Here is a 17,870-nt window from a genome sequence, read left to right on the forward strand (position 1 = left end):
CTCCATCGCGCTGAAGAAAGGGCAGACCATCGGCATCGTCGGTGAGTCCGGTTCCGGTAAATCGACGCTGGGCCGCGCCCTGCTTCGGCTGCTCCCCAGCGACGGGGCCATTCGGTTTGGCGGGCGCGACATCTCCACCGCCGGCCGGGACCAGATGAGGCCGCTGCGACGCGAGATGCAGCTGGTGTTCCAGGATCCGTTCGGCTCACTGTCGCCGCGGATGACCATTGGCCAGGTCATCACCGAGGGCCTGCTGGTGCATGAGCCGTCGCTCTCAAGCAAGGATCGCGACCGTCGCGCGGTCGAGGCGCTGCGCGAGGTCGGGCTCGATCCCGCCATGCGCAACCGCTATGCGCACGAATTTTCAGGCGGGCAAAGGCAGCGCATCGCCATTGCCCGCGCCATCATCCTCAAGCCCAAGGTCGTGGTGCTTGACGAGCCGACTTCGGCGCTCGACCGCTCGGTCCAGAAGCAGATTGTCGATCTCCTGCGCGACCTCCAGCAGGCGCATGATCTTTCCTACCTCTTCATCAGCCACGATCTCGCCGTGGTGCGGGCGATGTCGGACTACATCATCGTGATGAAGCAGGGCCAAATCGTCGAGGAGGGGCCGACGGCCGAGATTTTCGACGATCCGCGCGAGGAATACACACAGACGCTGATGGCCGCCGCGATCGATGTGACGAAGTTCCGGGCGGCAGCTTCAGGCTAGGCCTATCGAACGCTCGCGTTCGGTCGTCTGGCCTGCGCATTCCGCTCAGCTTTCGGCCTTGAACGTCTTGGCCAGTTCCATCAGCTTCTTGCGGTCGTTGCCATGGCGGCGAATGAGTTCACGGGCCTGGTTCGGCGACAGATCGGTCGCTTCGGCCAAATGGAGCGCCTCGGCCTCCAGATCGTCTGCCGTGCTCGCCTGATGCCGACCGCCGGACTTCGTTTTGTCGTCTGCCATGCCAGCTCTCCTTGCCGGTAGATGACTTATGCCAGAACCCGTGGCCGCGATCGATTGTTCCACGCATTGTGGCCCGGCAGGCCTCGATGAGGACACGGGCACTTTGACGCCGACGTATTTTTTTGTGTTTGCTTAGGGCGAGCGCGAATAGCCAAGCCATTGAATTTTCTGGTCGGAGTGGCAGGGTTTGAACCTGCGACCCCGTCGTCCCGAACGTGGGTCGCTGCGAGCAAAGCCGCAGAGTTCCGGGCTTTTCCATCACGCTGATTTGCCAACGTTCGCGTTAGTTTCCGGTTTATCTGTGGGGTTTCTGTGGGGTGGAGTAAGCTCGTTCGTGTTCTGTTTTTCGTTGATCCTAACAACGTTCTTCGGCGCCTTAGCGATTGCCGGCTGGACGTGATCTTCTCAGCCGCGTCGGACTGGAAGTCGGGATGATGATGGCCGTAGGTTTCGATCAGCGTCTCGGTCGTCATGCCGAGGAAGCCCGCGGCTTCCCACACGCCGTGCGCATCGCGCTCGCCGATCACCCGCAGGAGAAGACCATCTCGCTTCTGGCAATTGCAATGTCGCATCTCAGAAAACAGGTGGAGATGCAACTCGACCTTCCTATCGGTTTCATCGACGAGCATCGTCGACCGGGCACAAGGAGAGTAATAGCGCGTTGGACGGCGGACAAGGCCGTCGACAACATCCGCGAACGGTTCGGTTGGCAGGCGGTCGGCTATGGGTCGGCGGCGCTCGAGATTTCCCGCTCTGTTCCCGATGAATTCCGCGAACTTGCCGAGAAGGAACTGTAGCGGTTTCTGAACCTGTCGACACTCCTTTCGCGCTGCCGCTTCGGCTTCTGCGGCCGCGTATCGCCCTCGTCTGTTTGCTGCCATCGCTCTCGCCCTCTTGCGTCGCAGGTGGCGCGTTGATGCGCGCGATGAAGTCCGAAAGTAGCCACGCAGCGCCGTGAGATTGACGCGCTCACTATACAAATTGGGCTTATTGAATCGCTCATGTGCACCAATAGGATCTTCTAAAAATTCGCGAAGCAGTGAACTTTTTGCGGCAGTTGGGTTATGGATGGGGTTCGTGGCCGGTTTCTGGAGGGAAGTGAAGGTGCCTAAGAAAAACTCGCCCGGGTCCATGAATATGCAAACAAGGCGCCACCGCGTAAGGTTGTGCCCGGCGTGTCTGCGAGTTACGCCGTGATAAGCGGAAATGTAGCCAAACGGATTGATTCCGACAGGTTGGAAAGCAGCGAACATCGTCACGATCCAGGCCACGTTGGCCAGATCTTGAAGAAACTCGCGGCGGAACTTGAACTCTTGCCCGGCCAGCTTCGAGCGGCCGCCCGGTTTGTCCTTGCAAATCCTAAGGATGTGGCACTTAAGACGATGCGTGAGCAGGCCGGGCTGGCGGGTGTGTCGCATTCAACCATGGTACGCTTTGCGGAATGGTTGGGATTTGGCGGTTACACAGAACTAAAGGCGGTATTCGCCGACTGGCTGCGCCAGAATGCCGACAATGGATCAGAGCAGGTCAGCTTCTCATCCGAACTAACATCCGCCGATGTCGAAAACGCAGCTGATTGGCTTCGCTGGGAGGTCGCTCGTCTGGGTGCTCAACCCAATATCGAGCGCAATCTCCTAGCCGCAGAACTGCTGGCCGGGGCACGGCGAGTTATCTCTGTCGGAATTGGACCACAACTGGCTGTCGCCAATCACTTTACAGAAGTCCTTCGTTCCTTGGGGCACACTGCTTTTGTGTTTGACGCAGCACAGCAGTCAGTTACCCACGGATTGAAAGACATCGGTCCCAGGGATGCCATTTTGGCAATCAGCATGGAGCCGTTCACCAAACAAACGCTCGCAGTCGCACGTTATGCGCGGCGCCGAGGCGCCCAAATCGTCGCCATTGTGGACTGCCTGCAATCGCCGATCGAGCAATATGCGCAAGCGATCATCGTCACGGCGCAATCGGAGAGCCGGTTCCAGAGCATGGCGCCGATTATCGCGTCAGTGGAAATTCTTGCCGCCCTGGTCGAGCAATCGACTATCTCATCGCAACCAAAGGAATATGACGTGGCTCGCTCACTGCCAAGCGAGCCACGAAGGAGTCGTTCCGTTCCGTCCACTTAGTTCCGCCAGATCGATCCAACAGGCGGATACTACTTCAGACCCGAGCGGCAATCATTTCCACGGCAGCGATGGCTGGCACCATGCTCGGAAAAGTCAACGGAACAGGAGTTTCAACCAGCACAGTCTCGTCCGCGATCCGCGCCAGGGCGGATTTCTCGCAATCGGTCACGGCAATCACTTTGGCGCCTCGGCTGGATGCGAGGGTCGCCAACCGTACTGTCCGGCAATCCCCGGAATTCAGTCCTACAGCAAGCAACGCCAATCCCGGTCCGGTTTCACGCAACTGAGTCACAACCCACTCTTCACCTACATCGATCGACTGGGCGTTCATCTCCCTTGCCACCAGAGTCTGGGCCAAGTGGTCGGATACGACTTTCTCCAGGCACGAGCCAACGCACCAGATTTCGCTTGCGCGCTGCAACAGGGCGGCCGCCGCTGATTGCTGCAGCGCGCTTCTCTGATCGCCCAACTTCGAAAGGCTCGCCGCTACGTGGTTAGCCCTCAATCTCGCATGGTGCCCCGGTAGCTGGAATGGCGAATCGGGCGCCCGAGTCTCCGGGAGATCGCGCAGAGTTTTGGCATGGATCGCTCGCAATGCTTCGTAACCCTCGAGACCGAGCCATTCAGCCAGTCGCATCATCGTGGAGTGAGAAACACCCGCCCTGCGCGCCTGGTTTCGCATGGACAGCAACGCCACGTCGCGAGGGTGCTCCAGCACATAAGATGCTGCGATTTTTAGTTGGGGAGGTAACTTATTGAATTGTATCAGCAGCAGATCAGAAATAGCGGTCACGTCCATGACCTAACACCTCTCTGCCCCCGCGCGACCGTATGGATTGGCGCGCAGGATATCAACGACAGATTGTAAGGGAAGATGTGTCCCTGCGGATTGAGATGACCACTTTCGAGAGCCGCACATCAACCGACTAACAAAATAGTCCGCTGGAACTCGGTAGTTTTCAGCACCGCGGTTCGATCCGGATTTTATTACCCGACTTATTTTGTGGCGAGATCACGTTTTGTAACATCCGGCGAACATATCCGGCATGTACTCAAATCCAGGGAGCTACCGTTTTACCGTGGCAGGTAGATCCGGTCCCCCGCAAACAGCAGGCTCGGATTGGCTATATGCTCCAAATTGAGCGCCACCGTTGCCGAGATGCTCTTTTGGTGATGGATCGCTAGGCGGATGATGCTGTCATTGTTCTGGACGATGATAGCGCGATAGCCCTGCTCCTCGAGTTCGGGGTTTAAGCGACCCGATTGGTCCTGAGCACCTTCGGGGTGAGCCGCGAGATATTCGGCGCGCACCCATCCCTGCATCTCCTTGCCCTCAATGTCGATCGCCCACACCGGAGCCCACATGGTGCCGTCTGTATCTGTCTTGCGAGAGCCGGTTTCGCGCACCAGCGCATCCTGTCGCAATACACCGAGGCGCTCGGCGTCCGCGTTCGGCGCCTCACGCAAGCTGAGGCCGATTTTCGAAGTGATCGCAAATTGCGGCTCGACCCTATCCGCCGGTTTCGCACCCGTGGGGTCCGGTGGAGGCGGCGTGTCATCGGGCTGTACGACGCCGTCATCCGGGCCTAGATTCACGCTAGTTGCGGGAGGGGCGTCCGGCTCACCCGGGTTCTGGCCATCGGTTCCGGCCACTTTCCATGGCTCGCCATCCAACGTGTCCCACGCGAAGAGGAACATGCCTGCCCCGAAGGTGACGCCCAGGGCGAGGCGGTCCGCAGCCGCCCAGCGCTTGTCGGACTTTGCTGCCGCCTTAATGTCGGCTTCAGTGCGTGGCAAGGGCTGCCGGTTCAACTTGTCTGCGCGGATTGCCGAGGCCCAAAATTCGGCACTGCCCAGCGCGAACAGTGCGCCAGAACTCCATCCAAGCGGCGAATGCAGATTCTGTGCGGTATAGGCGATCGAGCCGCCGAGATAGGCGGCGTTGCCGACATGGTCGCCGAGCAGGCGCATCACCGTGCGGCCCGTGAAGGCCTGCATTGTCGACTTGGTGCCATAGATCATATTGCCCAGCGTGAAGGTGCCGTTCACGACCGGGTTTGATCCGCTCTGGATCAGCGGCGCTGCAGCTCCGGGCGAGGAGACGATGAACGAAAGTCCGCTCGAGAGGTTCAGCGCGCGGCCAAGCTTGGTATGCGGCGCCGTGGCATTGGGAAAGATCGACTGCACGCTGAAGACGGCGCCGCGCCACGCGAACGCCACGCCGCTGGCTGTCGCCGTCCAATGCGGGGGCAGCGAACTCCACAGCATGTAGGACGAAGTCGCCATGGTGCCGAAGGTTTCAAGCGCCGCCTGGTGTTCCTTGAACCGCGAATAGACCAACGCGCCATCCACGAGAGTCCGCTGCTCCGGCGTCATCGTTTTCCGGTAAGCGGTTTTGAAGGTCGACAGTTGCTGCACCGACAGCGCGTTTGTCTGATCCGTGCTCATCCACCCGAACTGTTCGAGCGTGAACTTGCGGAACTGACCGGGGCTCAACTGTTCAAGCTGCTTCGGCGTCACGGCCGCGATCTGCGGCCGGGTTAGCGCTTCGATATGGTTGACTGTGAAGGCGCCCCACTGGTCGCGCGTCAACGCTGCGATCTGCCCGCGGGTCAACCACGACACCTGCTCCGGCGTCAGTTTCGCGGTATCGATCGCGGTAATGCCGGTCTCGGGAATTGCGCGCAACTGCTCTTTGGAAAGCCGATCCCACGCTGTATTCTCGCGCGCGATGCCGAGCTGCGTGTCGTTAAGCTTGGCGAACTGCCGCCCCCGCATTTGGGAAAGATCCAATCCGAGGGCTTTCAGCTGTTGGGGATCGAGCACGGCCAGCTGATCTGGAGTAATCTTCAGGCGCTGAGCGGAGGTGAATTGCTTCAGCTGAAGCGGCGAGAACGCGGCGATCTGGTCGGCGTTCATGCCGGCGATGCGCCCGGGCGGAATCGCGGCGACACAACTGGGCCTGATCCCGTTGAGCTGATCGGCGCTCAATGCCCGCAATTGCGTCGGCCGCATTGCCGCGATCTGGTCGAAGCTCAGGAAAGCCATCTGGCTCGACGTCAGGCCGCTAAGCTGCTCCGGATTGAACTGCCCTATGTGGAGCGGTTCGATGGAGATAAGCTCGGCGCGGGACAGCTTGCCGACATCATCGGCCGACCAGGAGCGCACCTGCTTTGCGGTAGGCGCCTTGACCTCCGGCGGAAGGAGCGAGCCAAGCGGGATGGGTTGGTGATCGCCCAGCGGGAGGAGGTCGAAATTGCCCTTGCGTTCCGCATAGGCGGCGAGGAATGCCTGCACATCCGCCGCATCATCCTGCCGCAAGAACTTGCCTTCGACGATCTTCGTGGCAGGGTCGTTGCGGAAGTTCTCGATCATCTCCCGCTGATCGGGGCGCGCATGCTCGGCCAGGTCGTCTAGGAACCGTTTCAGCGACGCCTTGGCGCCTTTCGGAATCATAAATGCCGAACCATTCTCGGAAGCCGCTGCGCGGCCAAGCCATTTCGGCGCATAGAGGCCGTAGGTCTCGCCATCCTGGCCGGGAAGCTTCAGGGTCGTGTAGCGGTCCTTGGCAATCGAGCGTGGCTCGCTGCGCGCATTGCTCTTGTATTGCGCCCGCACCTCTGCGCTGTACGCGAGCGCTCCGCCCGGCACTGGCGGGGTCGAGAGCGAGACCGTGTAACGTGTCGCCGGCGTTCCATACTGGCCGTAGAGGTATTCGTATATGTTGCCGTCCGTCGGCATCGAACGGGACTGCGGCGAGCCTTTGGAATGGAAGTCCTCGGGCAAATGGGAAGTCCGCCACTCGTTCACCTTGCTCTTGATCTTGTATGTCGCAGATGTCGTGAACTTGTCCGGATTGAAGGCGAGGACGCCGGGCAGCCGGTTGCTGTCGTTGAATATGACATCGACAAGCATGGCCTCGGGATTGAGCACGCGCCTGCTTTCGCCGGTCAGGAGCTGAATCTCCTTGACGGGCGATTTGCCAGGCACGGCCGAGAGGCGCATGCCGCTTGCAACCGGATTCTCGGCGTATGAAACCGTCTTTGACGGGTCGATCTGCCCCGCCTCGACGAGCCTGTGAATGGTGTCGACACCATCTCCCCGGTTGAGCGCCTCGACGAGTTGCTGTGCCGCAGCCGGATCCTTGATTGCAAACTGGATTTGCAACGTCGTTGTGCCCAGCGCCGCCTGTATCTGGTCGTAGGCCTCGCGCGAGACTACATCGCCCGCCTTCAGCGTATCCTTGACCGGAGATTCCGGCCGCTTCTCGAAGCCCACGCGCGGAAGCGCATCGACGGCGTCGACGTGATTCGCCAATACCGGCAGACGAAGACCCGCCTTGAACTCGGTCATGACCCTGTCGAAAGGCAGCGTGTCCTGGAGCCTGACATGGCCGCCCGCGTTGTCCGCTGCAACGCCGAAGAAATCGCGCTCGCCGGGATTGAGCGTGACGTCCTCCCCCTTGAGCGATGGCGTGTATGCCATTTCGATAACGGTCGCGGAACCGGATTCCTCAGGCGTCTTGCCGACGACGCCGGCAAAGCTGGGCTTGATTTCGTATCCCGAACGGTCCGTGAATACTGCGTTCTTCACGACTTCGGAGAGGTCGCTGGCCCGCACCGGGAACGCCGTCTGATTGGAAACCGGCCAAACGCCTGCCTGCAGGCCGGTGATGTTGAGATATTCCCGCGCGCGCACGGAAACGACTCCCTCCGTGCTCAGCGCGTCCTTCAGCGGCGTCAGCTTCCTTTCACGGAAACTCTCGCCGATCGACCGCATGATCTTGCCATAATCCGTCTTCGTACCGATTCCGAAACCGACCGAAGCGATTGTCGGCGAGCCGATATCGAATGGTTGTCCGGTATTCAGGCGAGCGCGGAAAGTAACACCGATCCGGAAGTCGGGCAGGATTTCACGCAAGGGCCGCGGCGGAATCGTCTGCCCAATATAGTGGTCGGGCAGCATATTTGCCCATTTGTCGAACGGAAAGGCCTCACGCTCACCCTTGGCGTGGGCATCGAGTTGACTTTTGGTGAACGGCTCTACCTTCGGCTGCACGCTTGCCCTCTGCTCGGGGGGCAGGTTGTAGTTGATCAGGATTTCCTGGCCTTCCGGCGCAGCCGCTCCGAGCGTATAGCGCATCAACGGGTTCGAGCCGCTTTCATTGGCGACCAGCTGGCTTGGCGCATCGTCGGGCGGAGGTATTACTGGAGATTGTCCGGCTTCGCCGTCCGGCTTGTCGACCGGCGGCGCCGTCCCCTCGGCATCCTGCGCTGGTGCGGACCTATCGGCATCGGCCATGCCTTCGATCGGGTCGGGCTGGCGCAGGATAACCTGTCGCTGTCTGGGCGTCGACGCGGCCTGGTAGTCGAAACCTTCATTGCGCGTGAACCCGCCGACGAAGTTGCCGTCGGGGTCCATCTTCCGCCAGCCATAGACCTCGCTCCACGGAACGCTGCCGTCTATAGCGACCTCATCTTCCCCGACCTTGCTTGGACTCAGCTGCCAGCCGCCAGCGTCGAACTCGGTGGGAACATGGTGGCGCGGACTTCTTGGGTTCACCACGTAGAGATAGGTGTAACCCTGCTCCCTTCCCGAACGGGAATTCTGCGAAACGAAGGCCTTCGCCCCCTCGATCGAACCACTCGTGCCAACAAAGCGGCCACGGGTGTTGCCCGTGACATAGTTGTAGAGCGAGATCCCTCCCGCATTGTCGGTCCACAGCCCGGTCGCGGGCGGCGGCGAAAACCCGCCATCGGCCATGATCTGCGCGGGGGAGCGCGTGTCGGCACGGAAGACAAATGGACGGGCGTGATCGCGGACCGTTTGCGTGACACCCGCCGTCGTTTCGTTCCGCTCGGCCGATGACGCGGCCACCTCCGGGCCCGCTTCTTCTCCGGACGTCCGGGAAGCGACCGGTGTGATCTCGCCATTGCCGTCCACGGCAAATATTGCCCGGCTGACATTTCCGTCGCCATCGGCGATGAAAAGCCGAGGCGCGGATTGGCCGTCGACAGTCGCCTGCGTCACGCGGGGCTCGCGCGGGACATAGGAGGCAGCGTCTGTTGCCTGGGCGCTCGCCTCAGGCGGCGACCAGTGGCGATATATGTTGCCGATAATACGCGCATCGTTGAGCGCTTGCACCAGCTCCGCGGAAGGCGGCGCGTCGAGGAAGACCCAGCGCGGCTCGTAGCCCGGAATCCTGTTCCGCAAGGCAACATCCTTGTTGATCTGCTCCTGGATGCTGGAGGTCAGCGGCACCTCTCTCATATGCGGCGCGCCGCTGATGGTCGTCCACAAATTGTACGTCTTGACCTCGATGGCCTCCATTCCACGGACGGTATGGACCGGCGCATCGACATGACGTCCGCCTGGACGCGTGACGGGGAATGGCCCGTTCGGGTCGAGCGGTACGGGGAAATGCTGCTGGCCCGCGGAGCCGTTGAGTTCCTGTATGTAGATTTCGCCGGCCTGCCATTTGTCCGGCTGCCTCATGCCCCGGACCTGCTCAAGCGTGTGGGTCGTTGGCGGGGCAGGGCCGATTTCCTTGGGCTGATGCCCGGCCGGAAGCACTCGCTGAGTGTCCACAAGGCCTAGCGGAATAGAACCATCCCGACGCAAAGGCAGAATGAGCGGTGCGCCCGTTGCGGGATCGCGCAGCAGCACGTGCGTCTTGCCGGCCACATCCTGGGTTCGCGGCAGTTCCCCGTGCCGGGGCACGAAGATGGTGTCCGCGCTCGTTGGCTGATCGCCGAGGACCACGGCATCCACCATCTGCCCGTCTTCAGCGCGAACCCTGATGATGTCGGCACCGCCGCGTCCGGCGATCGGCGTGAGGTCCGCTGTTGTCCTTGTCGGGCCCGATACGACGATCTGCTCGGGGCCGCCATCTCGGCCAGGAATGATGATAGAATCCGGCTCGATCACCGGCGTTTGCTGGCCAAGGGTGTCAGCCAGGTTGCCGGTTCCGCGGCCGGGCCGGTAGGTTGCGATCGTCCTCACCCCCGCGCCAGTGCCCATCACGCCGGTTCCCAGACCGAGCACGCTGTTCGCCAGTTCAAGCCCGGACATGTCGCCGCCATGTATCGCAAGGTCAACGCCTGACTGGACAACAAGGGGCGCACCGACCGTCAGGGCGGTGGCGTCCAGCCCATGGGCGGCCATGTTCAGCCCACCCGCCGTACGGGTATAGTTGGCGACTTGCGTCGCATAGGGCGAGGCAGTGTAGGCGAATTCCCTCCCGGCGAGGTTTATGGTGCCGGATTTCATGGGCAGCGCGCCGATGCTGCCCGGCAGCGCCCGGCTGGCCGGGATGCCGGCGCGCACCATGCCGAAGCTGCGCAGGGCGCTGCCGCCGACGGGCAGCGCCGTCGCCGCGATCATGCCCATATTCATCAGCGATTCTTTGTCGCCCCATTCGCCGCCATGGTTCAGATAGTCGGCCTGCTTAAAGGCCGTCCGGCCGGCCAGATACACTCCACTGCCAATAGCGATTGGCGCTGCGACCGGCGCCAGGGGCGTGAACGACAATACGGTCGCGACGCCGCCGACAATGCCGACGACGGGATCGACCACCTTGTCCCAGGTCGAGACGTTGCGCGCCTGCACGACATCAAGCGAGATTCTGCCGTCGGCGCCTGCAGTCATCTCAAGGTTCTTCGGCACGATCAACTTGCCATCTTCGGAGAACTGGCGGTTGTTGTCCTGGAAGTCCTTGAGGCTGTCGAACTTCTGGCCCGCGGCATCGACATATCTGACGCCTTCGTCGGTGTTTACGGCATAAAGCGCCGTCTGGTGCGGAGCGCTGCCCTCCTCGGAATAGAATATCGGCACCACACGGACGTCGGCGTCTTCGCCGCCGGCCTCGTGGATTTCGTCGATGATTTTCTGCCGTGCCTCGCGCCCGTCTTCCGTGCTCGGATCGATGCCGGCAGTCCGGTCGATGGTCCGGGACAGCTCGGTGGCGTCCAAATCCTGGAACTCATTGTTGAATCCCGAATTCAGCAGACTCTGGAACCTACCCTGGTAGATACCATCGAGCGCCCCCTGCTCGTCGCGTTCGAGATATTCCGCTTCCGTCGTGCCCGTCGTATCCGTCAACAGTTCCGGATTTCTCAGGCGCATTTCGTTGTAGGCGATGCTGTTGTCCAGCATGCTCTTGGATTGCGTGAGCTGGCTCCGTTGCGTCTCGGCGTCCGCCAGCTTTATGCCGGCTAGAGCCAGTTGGGGGTTCACCCAGCCGCGCAGCTGGGTCGTGCTTCCATCGTCGGACGGGATTTCGATGTCGACATAGACCGGCTTGTCGCTCTGGGTCAGCGCTTCGGGTCCCTGCGCCTTAATCTGTTCCGCCACATCCGGTGCAACCTCGATGGTCTGTCCGCCGACCTGTAATGGAACGGCCGTTTCGCCCGGCGCCAGCGTGCCTTCGGGCGGCGTCGCGGCGCCGGTTCCGTGGGTCTGCACCAGCTCGTTGTAATTGGTGCGGAGGCCGGGCAGTTGCTTGTCGAGCGCGGCGAGGTTTTCGGTAACGCCGCTGTGGAGCAGCTGGTTCAGTTCAAGCGCCGCGCTTTCGACACCGCCCTTCGCCGCGGATAGCGGCGAGGCGACGCACACATTGCCTTCGCTGGACGGTCCGGCGAACTCCATCCATTCCTGGTTGAGCGGCCGGGCGCGCATCTCGTCCGTGTAGTTGGTGTCGTTCGGGTTTACCGCCAGAGCCACTTCGAGCACATGGCCGTCCTCACCGCTGAAGACATCGTTCTCGTAGCGATTTCGCAGAATCAGCTTGCCGTCCTTGACGACGACTTCACTGTCGACCAGCTTGCCGGTGTGCTCTCCGTTGCCGTTCTGGTAGCCCTCCGGATCGAAATGATGCGGCACTCTCTCCCGGTAATCGGCGAGGGCTCGAGATTCGAAGTCCTGAAGTTCTACGCCCAGAGCGGCATCGGTCTGAAGGGCGCCGAAGTAGTTGTTGTAGGCCTCGCTCAACCCCAGCTGTTGCCCCGCGCCGATGGATTGAAGAGCGGTCTCCGAGGCGACCCAGCGCCATTCCGGGCCCGTCGTTCCATCCGCCCGCGTCACCTCGACCTGGACGCGTATCGGCTTGTCGCCTTCGGACAGTGACGTGATGTCGCCCGAATTGTTGTACGCCTCGGCGACTTCGGGAGCGACCTGCAGCTTCTGCCCGCCGATCTCGATCTCGACCGGCTGGGCGCCCTTGGCCAGCGTTCCGGGCGGCGCTTCGATGGCTCCGGTCATGCTGACATTGAAGTCGATTATCGCTTTGTCGCCGGCCTTGGTCTGGAGGTCGACATCGGAGAAGAGCTTGTTGATGTCGGCTCTCGCTTGCTTTCCCTTGGCGACTTCGGCGTCGTAATCGTAGTTGGAGTTGGCCGCCGTGATCACCGGCGTCGTGCCGTCTGGATAGAACGGCATCGCCGCCTGCTGGTCGATCGCCTGGTCGAGCGTGGTCACGGCCTGGTCGTAATGCCCGCGTGCCTCGCTGGCTTGGCCATAGGCGTCATGCGCCAAGGTCTGCGCCTGCTGCGCATCGGCCAGCGTGCCTGGCGCCGTCGACGGATTCCATTGCAGGCCATGGGGCGCCAGCGCATTGTTTACTTGTGCGCGCAGGTCCCGCATCGTGCCGTTGAATTCGGGCGTCTTGGCGTAGACTTGCAGGTCGGCCTCGCTGGCCGTGATCAAGGATTGCGTCTCGATCACCCGGGAACTCGCGGCCGCCTCTGCGGCAGCGGCGCGGGCAACCTCCGGATGCACCCACCGCCAGGAGCCGTTGACATTGATCGGCACCCACTTGTCGGCGGTGCCGCCATTCGTCGCGATCGGCGTCTGCGTCGCGTCCGGCTGCGCGATCCCGGCAGGCGGCGGGGTGCCGATCAGCTCTCCCGGCGATCCCGGCGGCGGCTCGCCGATCGGATCGATGACCTGGCCTTCCGGATTGAGTGTCGGTTCTGCCGGCCTTCCGCTGCCGTATTTGCCCTCCGCGTCGACGCGCGCCTGGGTTGCGTCCGCCGCCACCTGCTGCTGCTCGGGCAGGCGCGCCTGGGCCAGCTGACTTTCCGCGAATGCCTTCTGAGCCTGGCCCTGCCGGGCGATCTCGGGATCGGCGCTGTCGGGTGTCGCCTCCATCAGCATCGTCGCGAAGGAGTCCTGCACGGATCCCGGCTTGATCGTCTGCTGGTCGCCGTTGCTGGAGTTGGTCAGCGTCTTGTTGCCATCCGGCGCGGTCGTCAGCTGATAACCGTTAAAGGTGACGGTCGTTGTTTTCTCTTCCTTGCCATTCGCGCCCTTAACGGTGACGACCTCGGTCCTGCGGCCGTCCCTGTCGAAATTGATGTCGGTTGTCGTCCCTGTCCTGGGATCCACCTTGTGCGTCGTTTGCTCGCCCGTCTCTGCGTTTCTTTCGGTATGTGTCGTCACGCCGTTACCGTCGACGGTATCGCTGACCGTGTTGCCGTTGGGCTTGGTGACGGTGACGTTGGTCGAGCCATGGTCGTAATCGTGCGTATAGGTCGTCTTGCCGCCCTGCGCTTCGGTCACCTCGACGACATTTCCGACGCTTGTCCGCGTTTCAGTGACCGTGACGCCTGAGGCCTGCATTCCGGCAATGACCTGATCGCGGCTGATGCCGCGCGTCTCGGCAATCTCGTCGATAGTGCGACCTTGGGCTAGCTCCTTCTGGATGGATGGAATGCTCTGGTCGCCTCCGACTGGGAGCAGGTCCTTGGTGGCGACCGGGCCGATGAAATCCTGCAGGTGAGGGGGGCGCACATAGTGCGAAGCGGGAGCCGGCATACCGGGCGCGGATTGCCAGGGCGCCAGTTCGACCCTTTTGCCGTCAGGGCCGATAACGACGGCCTTCGCCGTGCCGTCTTGCGCTATGGTTGTCTCGATCCTGGTTCCGTTGGCATGGCTCGTCTCGACGACCCTGCTTCCGGTGCTGTCCATGTCCAGGTCGTCAACGCGCGTCTTGGTGATCGTTCCTGTTTTGGAATCGTAGTCCTGGTCCACTTTCCAGCCCGATTCGTCACGAACGGGATTAGAAACCGGCTTCGCATCGGGGCTGTTCTGGACCTGTGTGTAATAAGTTCCGTGCTGGTAGTCGTAATATTCGGTGACAGTGCGGCCCTGCCGGTCCGTGATGACGGTTGTGCGCACGTCGCCATTGTCGCTGGTCGGCGGAGTCACGACCGGCTGGTTGCCTCCGGCCAATGTCGCGATCACCGCCTCGCGGGTCATGCCGCGCTCCTGGGCGACCTGGTCGGTACTCTTTCCGGTGGCCAGGTCGTTATATATCCCTTCCGAGAGGCCCGGCGACTGCGGCAATGGTGTAGAGGCTGGCCGCGCCAGTGGCTGTGGACCGTTTTGAGGAGGCGCGATCTTCGGCGGCTCCGGGGGCGGCGGAGGAGGAGGCGGAGGAGGCGCTTTCGTTATCCCGAGATTCGCGAGATCCTGCGGCGAACCGTAATACCGTCCAGCCCGATACGTCACGCGGCCGGCAGCGTCGACGATCTGCGCCATCCCTAGCCTCCGAATTCCGTTACGCGGGCAGTAGAAACGCGAAGCCGACAGGCCGTGTGCCCGCTTGGGGAAAAGTCCGGGATCACGAACTGGTGTCTGGAAGCCGTGCTTGCGGCAGCATTGGCTACAGCCGTCGCGGCGCGGACCGCATCGGCAATCGGCTGGAGGAACCGGAACGACATAATCGCCATGACCCTCTCCCGCTGGATTGGGTCGAGGCTCTGCGAGCCGACAAGACCCGTTCCGCGAACGGATATTTCCTTGCTGACACCCTACGGGCGCGCTTTGCGCTCGCAAAATCCAGTTGGTTCATGAATGCCGAAAGCAGCCGGGTTTCTCACACCAAATTGAGCTGGCGCAGATGCCGCACGACAACCGGATAGGTGTCGGGCTTGACATATTCTCCCGCCCTCGAGCCCTTGAAGAGCGCGTCAAGCAGCTCGCGATCTTCCACGATCGGTATGCCGTGGCGCCTTGCCTCGGCCGCGATCGTCATTCCGAACTTCCCCGATCCCTTGGCCGTAACGACAGGAATCCGCGTTTCTCCTCCAACATAGCGCAATCCCACGGCTCGGTCGGCCACAACCGCGACGAAGGACGAGTCCTTCACCTTGAGCTTCTTCGGCGCGGACAGCGTTTCGCGGCGCAAGCGCTGAAATTCCCGCTGTATCAGCGGGTCGCCTTCGACATCCTTGTGCTCGCGTCTGTATTCCGTCGTGGACATGCGCATGTCACGCATGAACAGCTGGCGCTGGATTGGAAGATCGGCAAGGCCGATGACGATGAAGGCTATGGCGGCGGCAAATCCAAGCGGCGTAACGATGCCGAGAATGACAGGAATCAGGCAGGTGTCACCACAGCCCGGAGCTTCGACGATTGGCCTCAGCCAGGCCAGCAGGATGATGACGAAGAGAACAGACAGCAACAGCAGTTTCACCAGCCCCTTGGCGAACTCGACGACGTTTCGCATCGAGACGATCCGCTGCAAGCCCTTCACCGGGTTTATGTTCTCGAATTTCGGCGTGATCGGCTCGCTGGAGAACACCGGTCCGCCCATGACGACCGCAGCCGAAAGTACGGTCGCGACGACGACGACAATCGCCATAGGCAGGAGCGTCAGCAGTACCGCCCTACCGAATTCCTCGCTCACACGTCCTATCACAGTTTCGAACGGCTGGGTCGTCGCCTCGATGACAACATCGAGCAGTCTGTCTACACGCGCCGCTATATCGGGCCATGCCATATTGAGATAGGCAAGCGCGAAAAGCAGTGCGACCGCCGAAACGAGATCATGACTGTGCCAGGTTTGACCTTTCTGGCGGGCATCCCTGAGCTTCTTATCGGACGCTGGAAGGCGTTTTTCCTCGGTTTCTTCGGACAATGTCGCTTCCTGCCGAACTCAACCTTGGCTGGTTTCCGAAGGCCTGAGTTAGTTGCCGGTATCGGTCTGGCCCTGATTGTTGGCGCCGCCCAGAGGATCATCCTCCTCACCGTAAAGATAGCGCTTGGCGGCGCGCACTCCAGGCGCAGCACGTGCTGGTCCCATCCGGCGACCCTCGACAAGGTCGCGTTGGCTTTCGGCCATGCGCTGGAGATTGTAGGCGTTCGCGCAGCCCGGCGGCAGATGCGGTCCGAGCGGCGGCGTAATCGTCTGAGACGTACTTGCCAGGGAAGGGTCGGTATCGGCCGGTTCACCAAGGCACGCATCGGGAACGAGAATAGCGCCACCGGCACTTTTTGCGGAACCGCCACCGGTCGAGACGTAGCTGTAGCCTGGCGAATAATCGGGCTCCGGCTCGGTCTGGCAGCCGGAAATGCCAAGGCCAAGCAGGAAGATCAGCGGCAAGGAATGGTTGGTCACGATCATCTCCGCTCACTTCACGATCATACCGGTGTTGCGCGACTTTCGAGCGGCCTTGCGCTTCCTGGCCGGCCTGTCGATCGGCGTTGCCAGATCGTGGCTCCTCACCGGCTCCACCAGATAGGGTGTGATCAGAACCACCAACTCCGTCTCTTCCTTGCGAAAGCGCTCGGACCGGAAAAGTGCGCCGAGCACCGGAACGTCCCCGGCTATCGGCACCTTGTCGAGGTCGCGGGAAAAGGTTTGCTGAAAAAGACCAGCGATCGCGAAGGTTTGCCCGCTGGCAACCTCGACGGTTGTATCGACCCTGCGCACAGTAAAGCTCGGCAAGTTGAAACCATCTACGGAAAACGAGGTCCCTGTAACCGAGGGAGTGCTGACCTCTGGCTTGACATGCAGGCCGATACGATTGTTGCCGATGATCGTGGGGGTGAAAGTCAGTGACACACCAAAGGGCTTATACTCGGCGGTGACCGTGTCCTCGCTTTGCGGGATCGGAATGGGTATTTCGCCACCGGCGAGAAAGCTCGCTGTCTGCCCGCTCGCCGCGGTGAGGTTGGGTTCGGCGAGAATTTTGAGGACCCCGTTCTTTTTCAACGCATCGATTACGACCTCGAAATTGAAGCCGGTGACTTGGGAAAGGCCAGCCTCGAAATTGCCCCCTGCGCTGTCCGGGAACGCGTTGTTCTGGAGCATGCCGAATTCGAAGCCGCTCGACCGGTAACCAATATTCCAGTCGATGCCATAGGATTGCAGCTCGCTGCGTGAAACCTCGGCGAAGCGAACCCGGATGTTGACCTGCTGCGAACCTTGAATTGTGGTGTCGTTCAGCGGCTCTTGATCCGGCGGCGAGAAGGTGCGGGCGACGTTGTCAACGTCGACAGCCTCATCCATGTCGACCGCCTCTCCCATGGCGACGATGCGGGTGCCGAAAATTGCCAGATCGGTTGTCGCGGTGGCGTTAAGCGCTCGGTTCGCTTCGTTGGCTGGAGCCGCATCCATCGTCACGCGGAGCAGCGCGGTCGCCTCGACCTGCTTGTCGCCGGTGACCGCGATGAGATTGGTGACGCCCGGCCTCAGGCCATACACATAGATGATGTCGCCGGCAACGACCTGCAGGTCGGCGATTGTGGTGTCGGCAATCAGCACCGACTCGACCGGCGCGTTGAAACGCAGTAGGTGGCCCTGACCGACTGCTACATTGACCACGGACTTGGCCGGGAGAGCTTCTGTGCTCTCCTGGGCTGATACACGGGCCGCGACAAAGCATGCCATCAGGAAGACCAAAGTCATGGAAAGCCAGCGCATGCGGCGATCAATTGCCGGACATGCGGCTGTGGTATTTCGAATGTCGATCATCAGTCCCCCTCGGCAGGTAGTATTTTCGGCCATGCGC

Annotated in this window: 9 protein-coding genes; 3 read left to right on the forward strand and 6 right to left on the reverse strand. The window is 61.5% G+C overall.

The annotated features are described in order from the left end of the window. Positions 1 to 712, forward strand: a 712-nt coding sequence (locus MAXJ12_RS27610; protein ID WP_008839408.1) for an ATP-binding cassette domain-containing protein, incomplete at its 5' end; no start/stop codon positions are given. A 45-nt stretch (positions 713 to 757) separates the two neighbouring features. Here the strand turns inward: MAXJ12_RS27610 and MAXJ12_RS27615 are convergent. Then, positions 758 to 949, reverse strand: coding sequence for a hypothetical protein (locus MAXJ12_RS27615; protein ID WP_008839409.1), 192 nt, complete (start codon positions 947 to 949; stop codon positions 758 to 760). Between the two features lie 431 nt (positions 950 to 1,380). Here MAXJ12_RS27615 and MAXJ12_RS27620 point away from each other — a divergent pair, with 431 nt between their 5' ends. Together MAXJ12_RS27620 and MAXJ12_RS27625 are read left to right on the forward strand one after the other, a co-directional pair. Then, positions 1,381 to 1,746, forward strand: a complete 366-nt coding sequence (locus MAXJ12_RS27620; RefSeq protein WP_008839410.1) for a hypothetical protein — start codon at positions 1,381 to 1,383, stop codon at positions 1,744 to 1,746. Positions 1,747 to 2,142: 396 nt separating this feature from the next. Beyond that, positions 2,143 to 3,075 (forward strand): MurR/RpiR family transcriptional regulator, encoded by a 933-nt coding sequence (locus MAXJ12_RS27625; protein WP_157999672.1) that lies wholly within the window; start codon positions 2,143 to 2,145, stop codon positions 3,073 to 3,075. 34 nt (positions 3,076 to 3,109) lie between these two features. Here the strand turns inward: MAXJ12_RS27625 and MAXJ12_RS27630 are convergent, their stop codons facing one another. The 5 genes from MAXJ12_RS27630 to MAXJ12_RS27660 all read right to left on the reverse strand — a co-directional run bounded on the left by MAXJ12_RS27630 (position 3,110) and on the right by MAXJ12_RS27660 (position 17,833). Continuing rightward, complete coding sequence (locus MAXJ12_RS27630; protein ID WP_008839412.1) at positions 3,110 to 3,874, reverse strand: MurR/RpiR family transcriptional regulator; 765 nt, start codon at positions 3,872 to 3,874, stop codon at positions 3,110 to 3,112. A 275-nt stretch (positions 3,875 to 4,149) separates the two neighbouring features. Beyond that, positions 4,150 to 14,331: an enterotoxin A family protein gene (locus MAXJ12_RS27635; RefSeq protein WP_139044063.1), complete on the reverse strand. Its 10,182-nt coding sequence runs from the start codon at positions 14,329 to 14,331 to the stop codon at positions 4,150 to 4,152. 619 nt (positions 14,332 to 14,950) lie between these two features. Continuing rightward, the gene (locus MAXJ12_RS27650; protein ID WP_008839414.1) at positions 14,951 to 15,994 is read right to left on the reverse strand and encodes an EscU/YscU/HrcU family type III secretion system export apparatus switch protein; all 1,044 of its coding nucleotides are present in this window, start codon (positions 15,992 to 15,994) and stop codon (positions 14,951 to 14,953) included. A gap of 48 nt (positions 15,995 to 16,042) precedes the next feature. Then, positions 16,043 to 16,480 (reverse strand): hypothetical protein, encoded by a 438-nt coding sequence (locus MAXJ12_RS27655; RefSeq protein WP_008839415.1) that lies wholly within the window; start codon positions 16,478 to 16,480, stop codon positions 16,043 to 16,045. Between the two features lie 6 nt (positions 16,481 to 16,486). Then, a complete protein-coding gene (locus tag MAXJ12_RS27660; RefSeq protein WP_008839416.1) occupies positions 16,487 to 17,833 on the reverse strand; it encodes a type II and III secretion system protein family protein in 1,347 nt (448 codons plus the stop codon). Positions 17,834 to 17,870: the final 37 nt, after the last annotated feature.

Source organism: Mesorhizobium alhagi CCNWXJ12-2 (genome assembly GCF_000236565.1).
GTDB lineage: Bacteria > Pseudomonadota > Alphaproteobacteria > Rhizobiales > Rhizobiaceae > Allomesorhizobium > Allomesorhizobium alhagi.

Coding starts and splice junctions, on each gene's coding strand:
- MAXJ12_RS27635 (WP_139044063.1), bottom strand. CDS start 14,331: ATGACCCGCGAGGCGGTGATCGCGACATTGGCCGGAGGCAACCAGCCG.
- MAXJ12_RS27620 (WP_008839410.1), top strand. CDS start 1,381: ATGATGATGGCCGTAGGTTTCGATCAGCGTCTCGGTCGTCATGCCGAG.
- MAXJ12_RS27615 (WP_008839409.1), bottom strand. CDS start 949: ATGGCAGACGACAAAACGAAGTCCGGCGGTCGGCATCAGGCGAGCACG.
- MAXJ12_RS27630 (WP_008839412.1), bottom strand. CDS start 3,874: ATGGACGTGACCGCTATTTCTGATCTGCTGCTGATACAATTCAATAAG.
- MAXJ12_RS27655 (WP_008839415.1), bottom strand. CDS start 16,480: ATGATCGTGACCAACCATTCCTTGCCGCTGATCTTCCTGCTTGGCCTT.
- MAXJ12_RS27660 (WP_008839416.1), bottom strand. CDS start 17,833: ATGATCGACATTCGAAATACCACAGCCGCATGTCCGGCAATTGATCGC.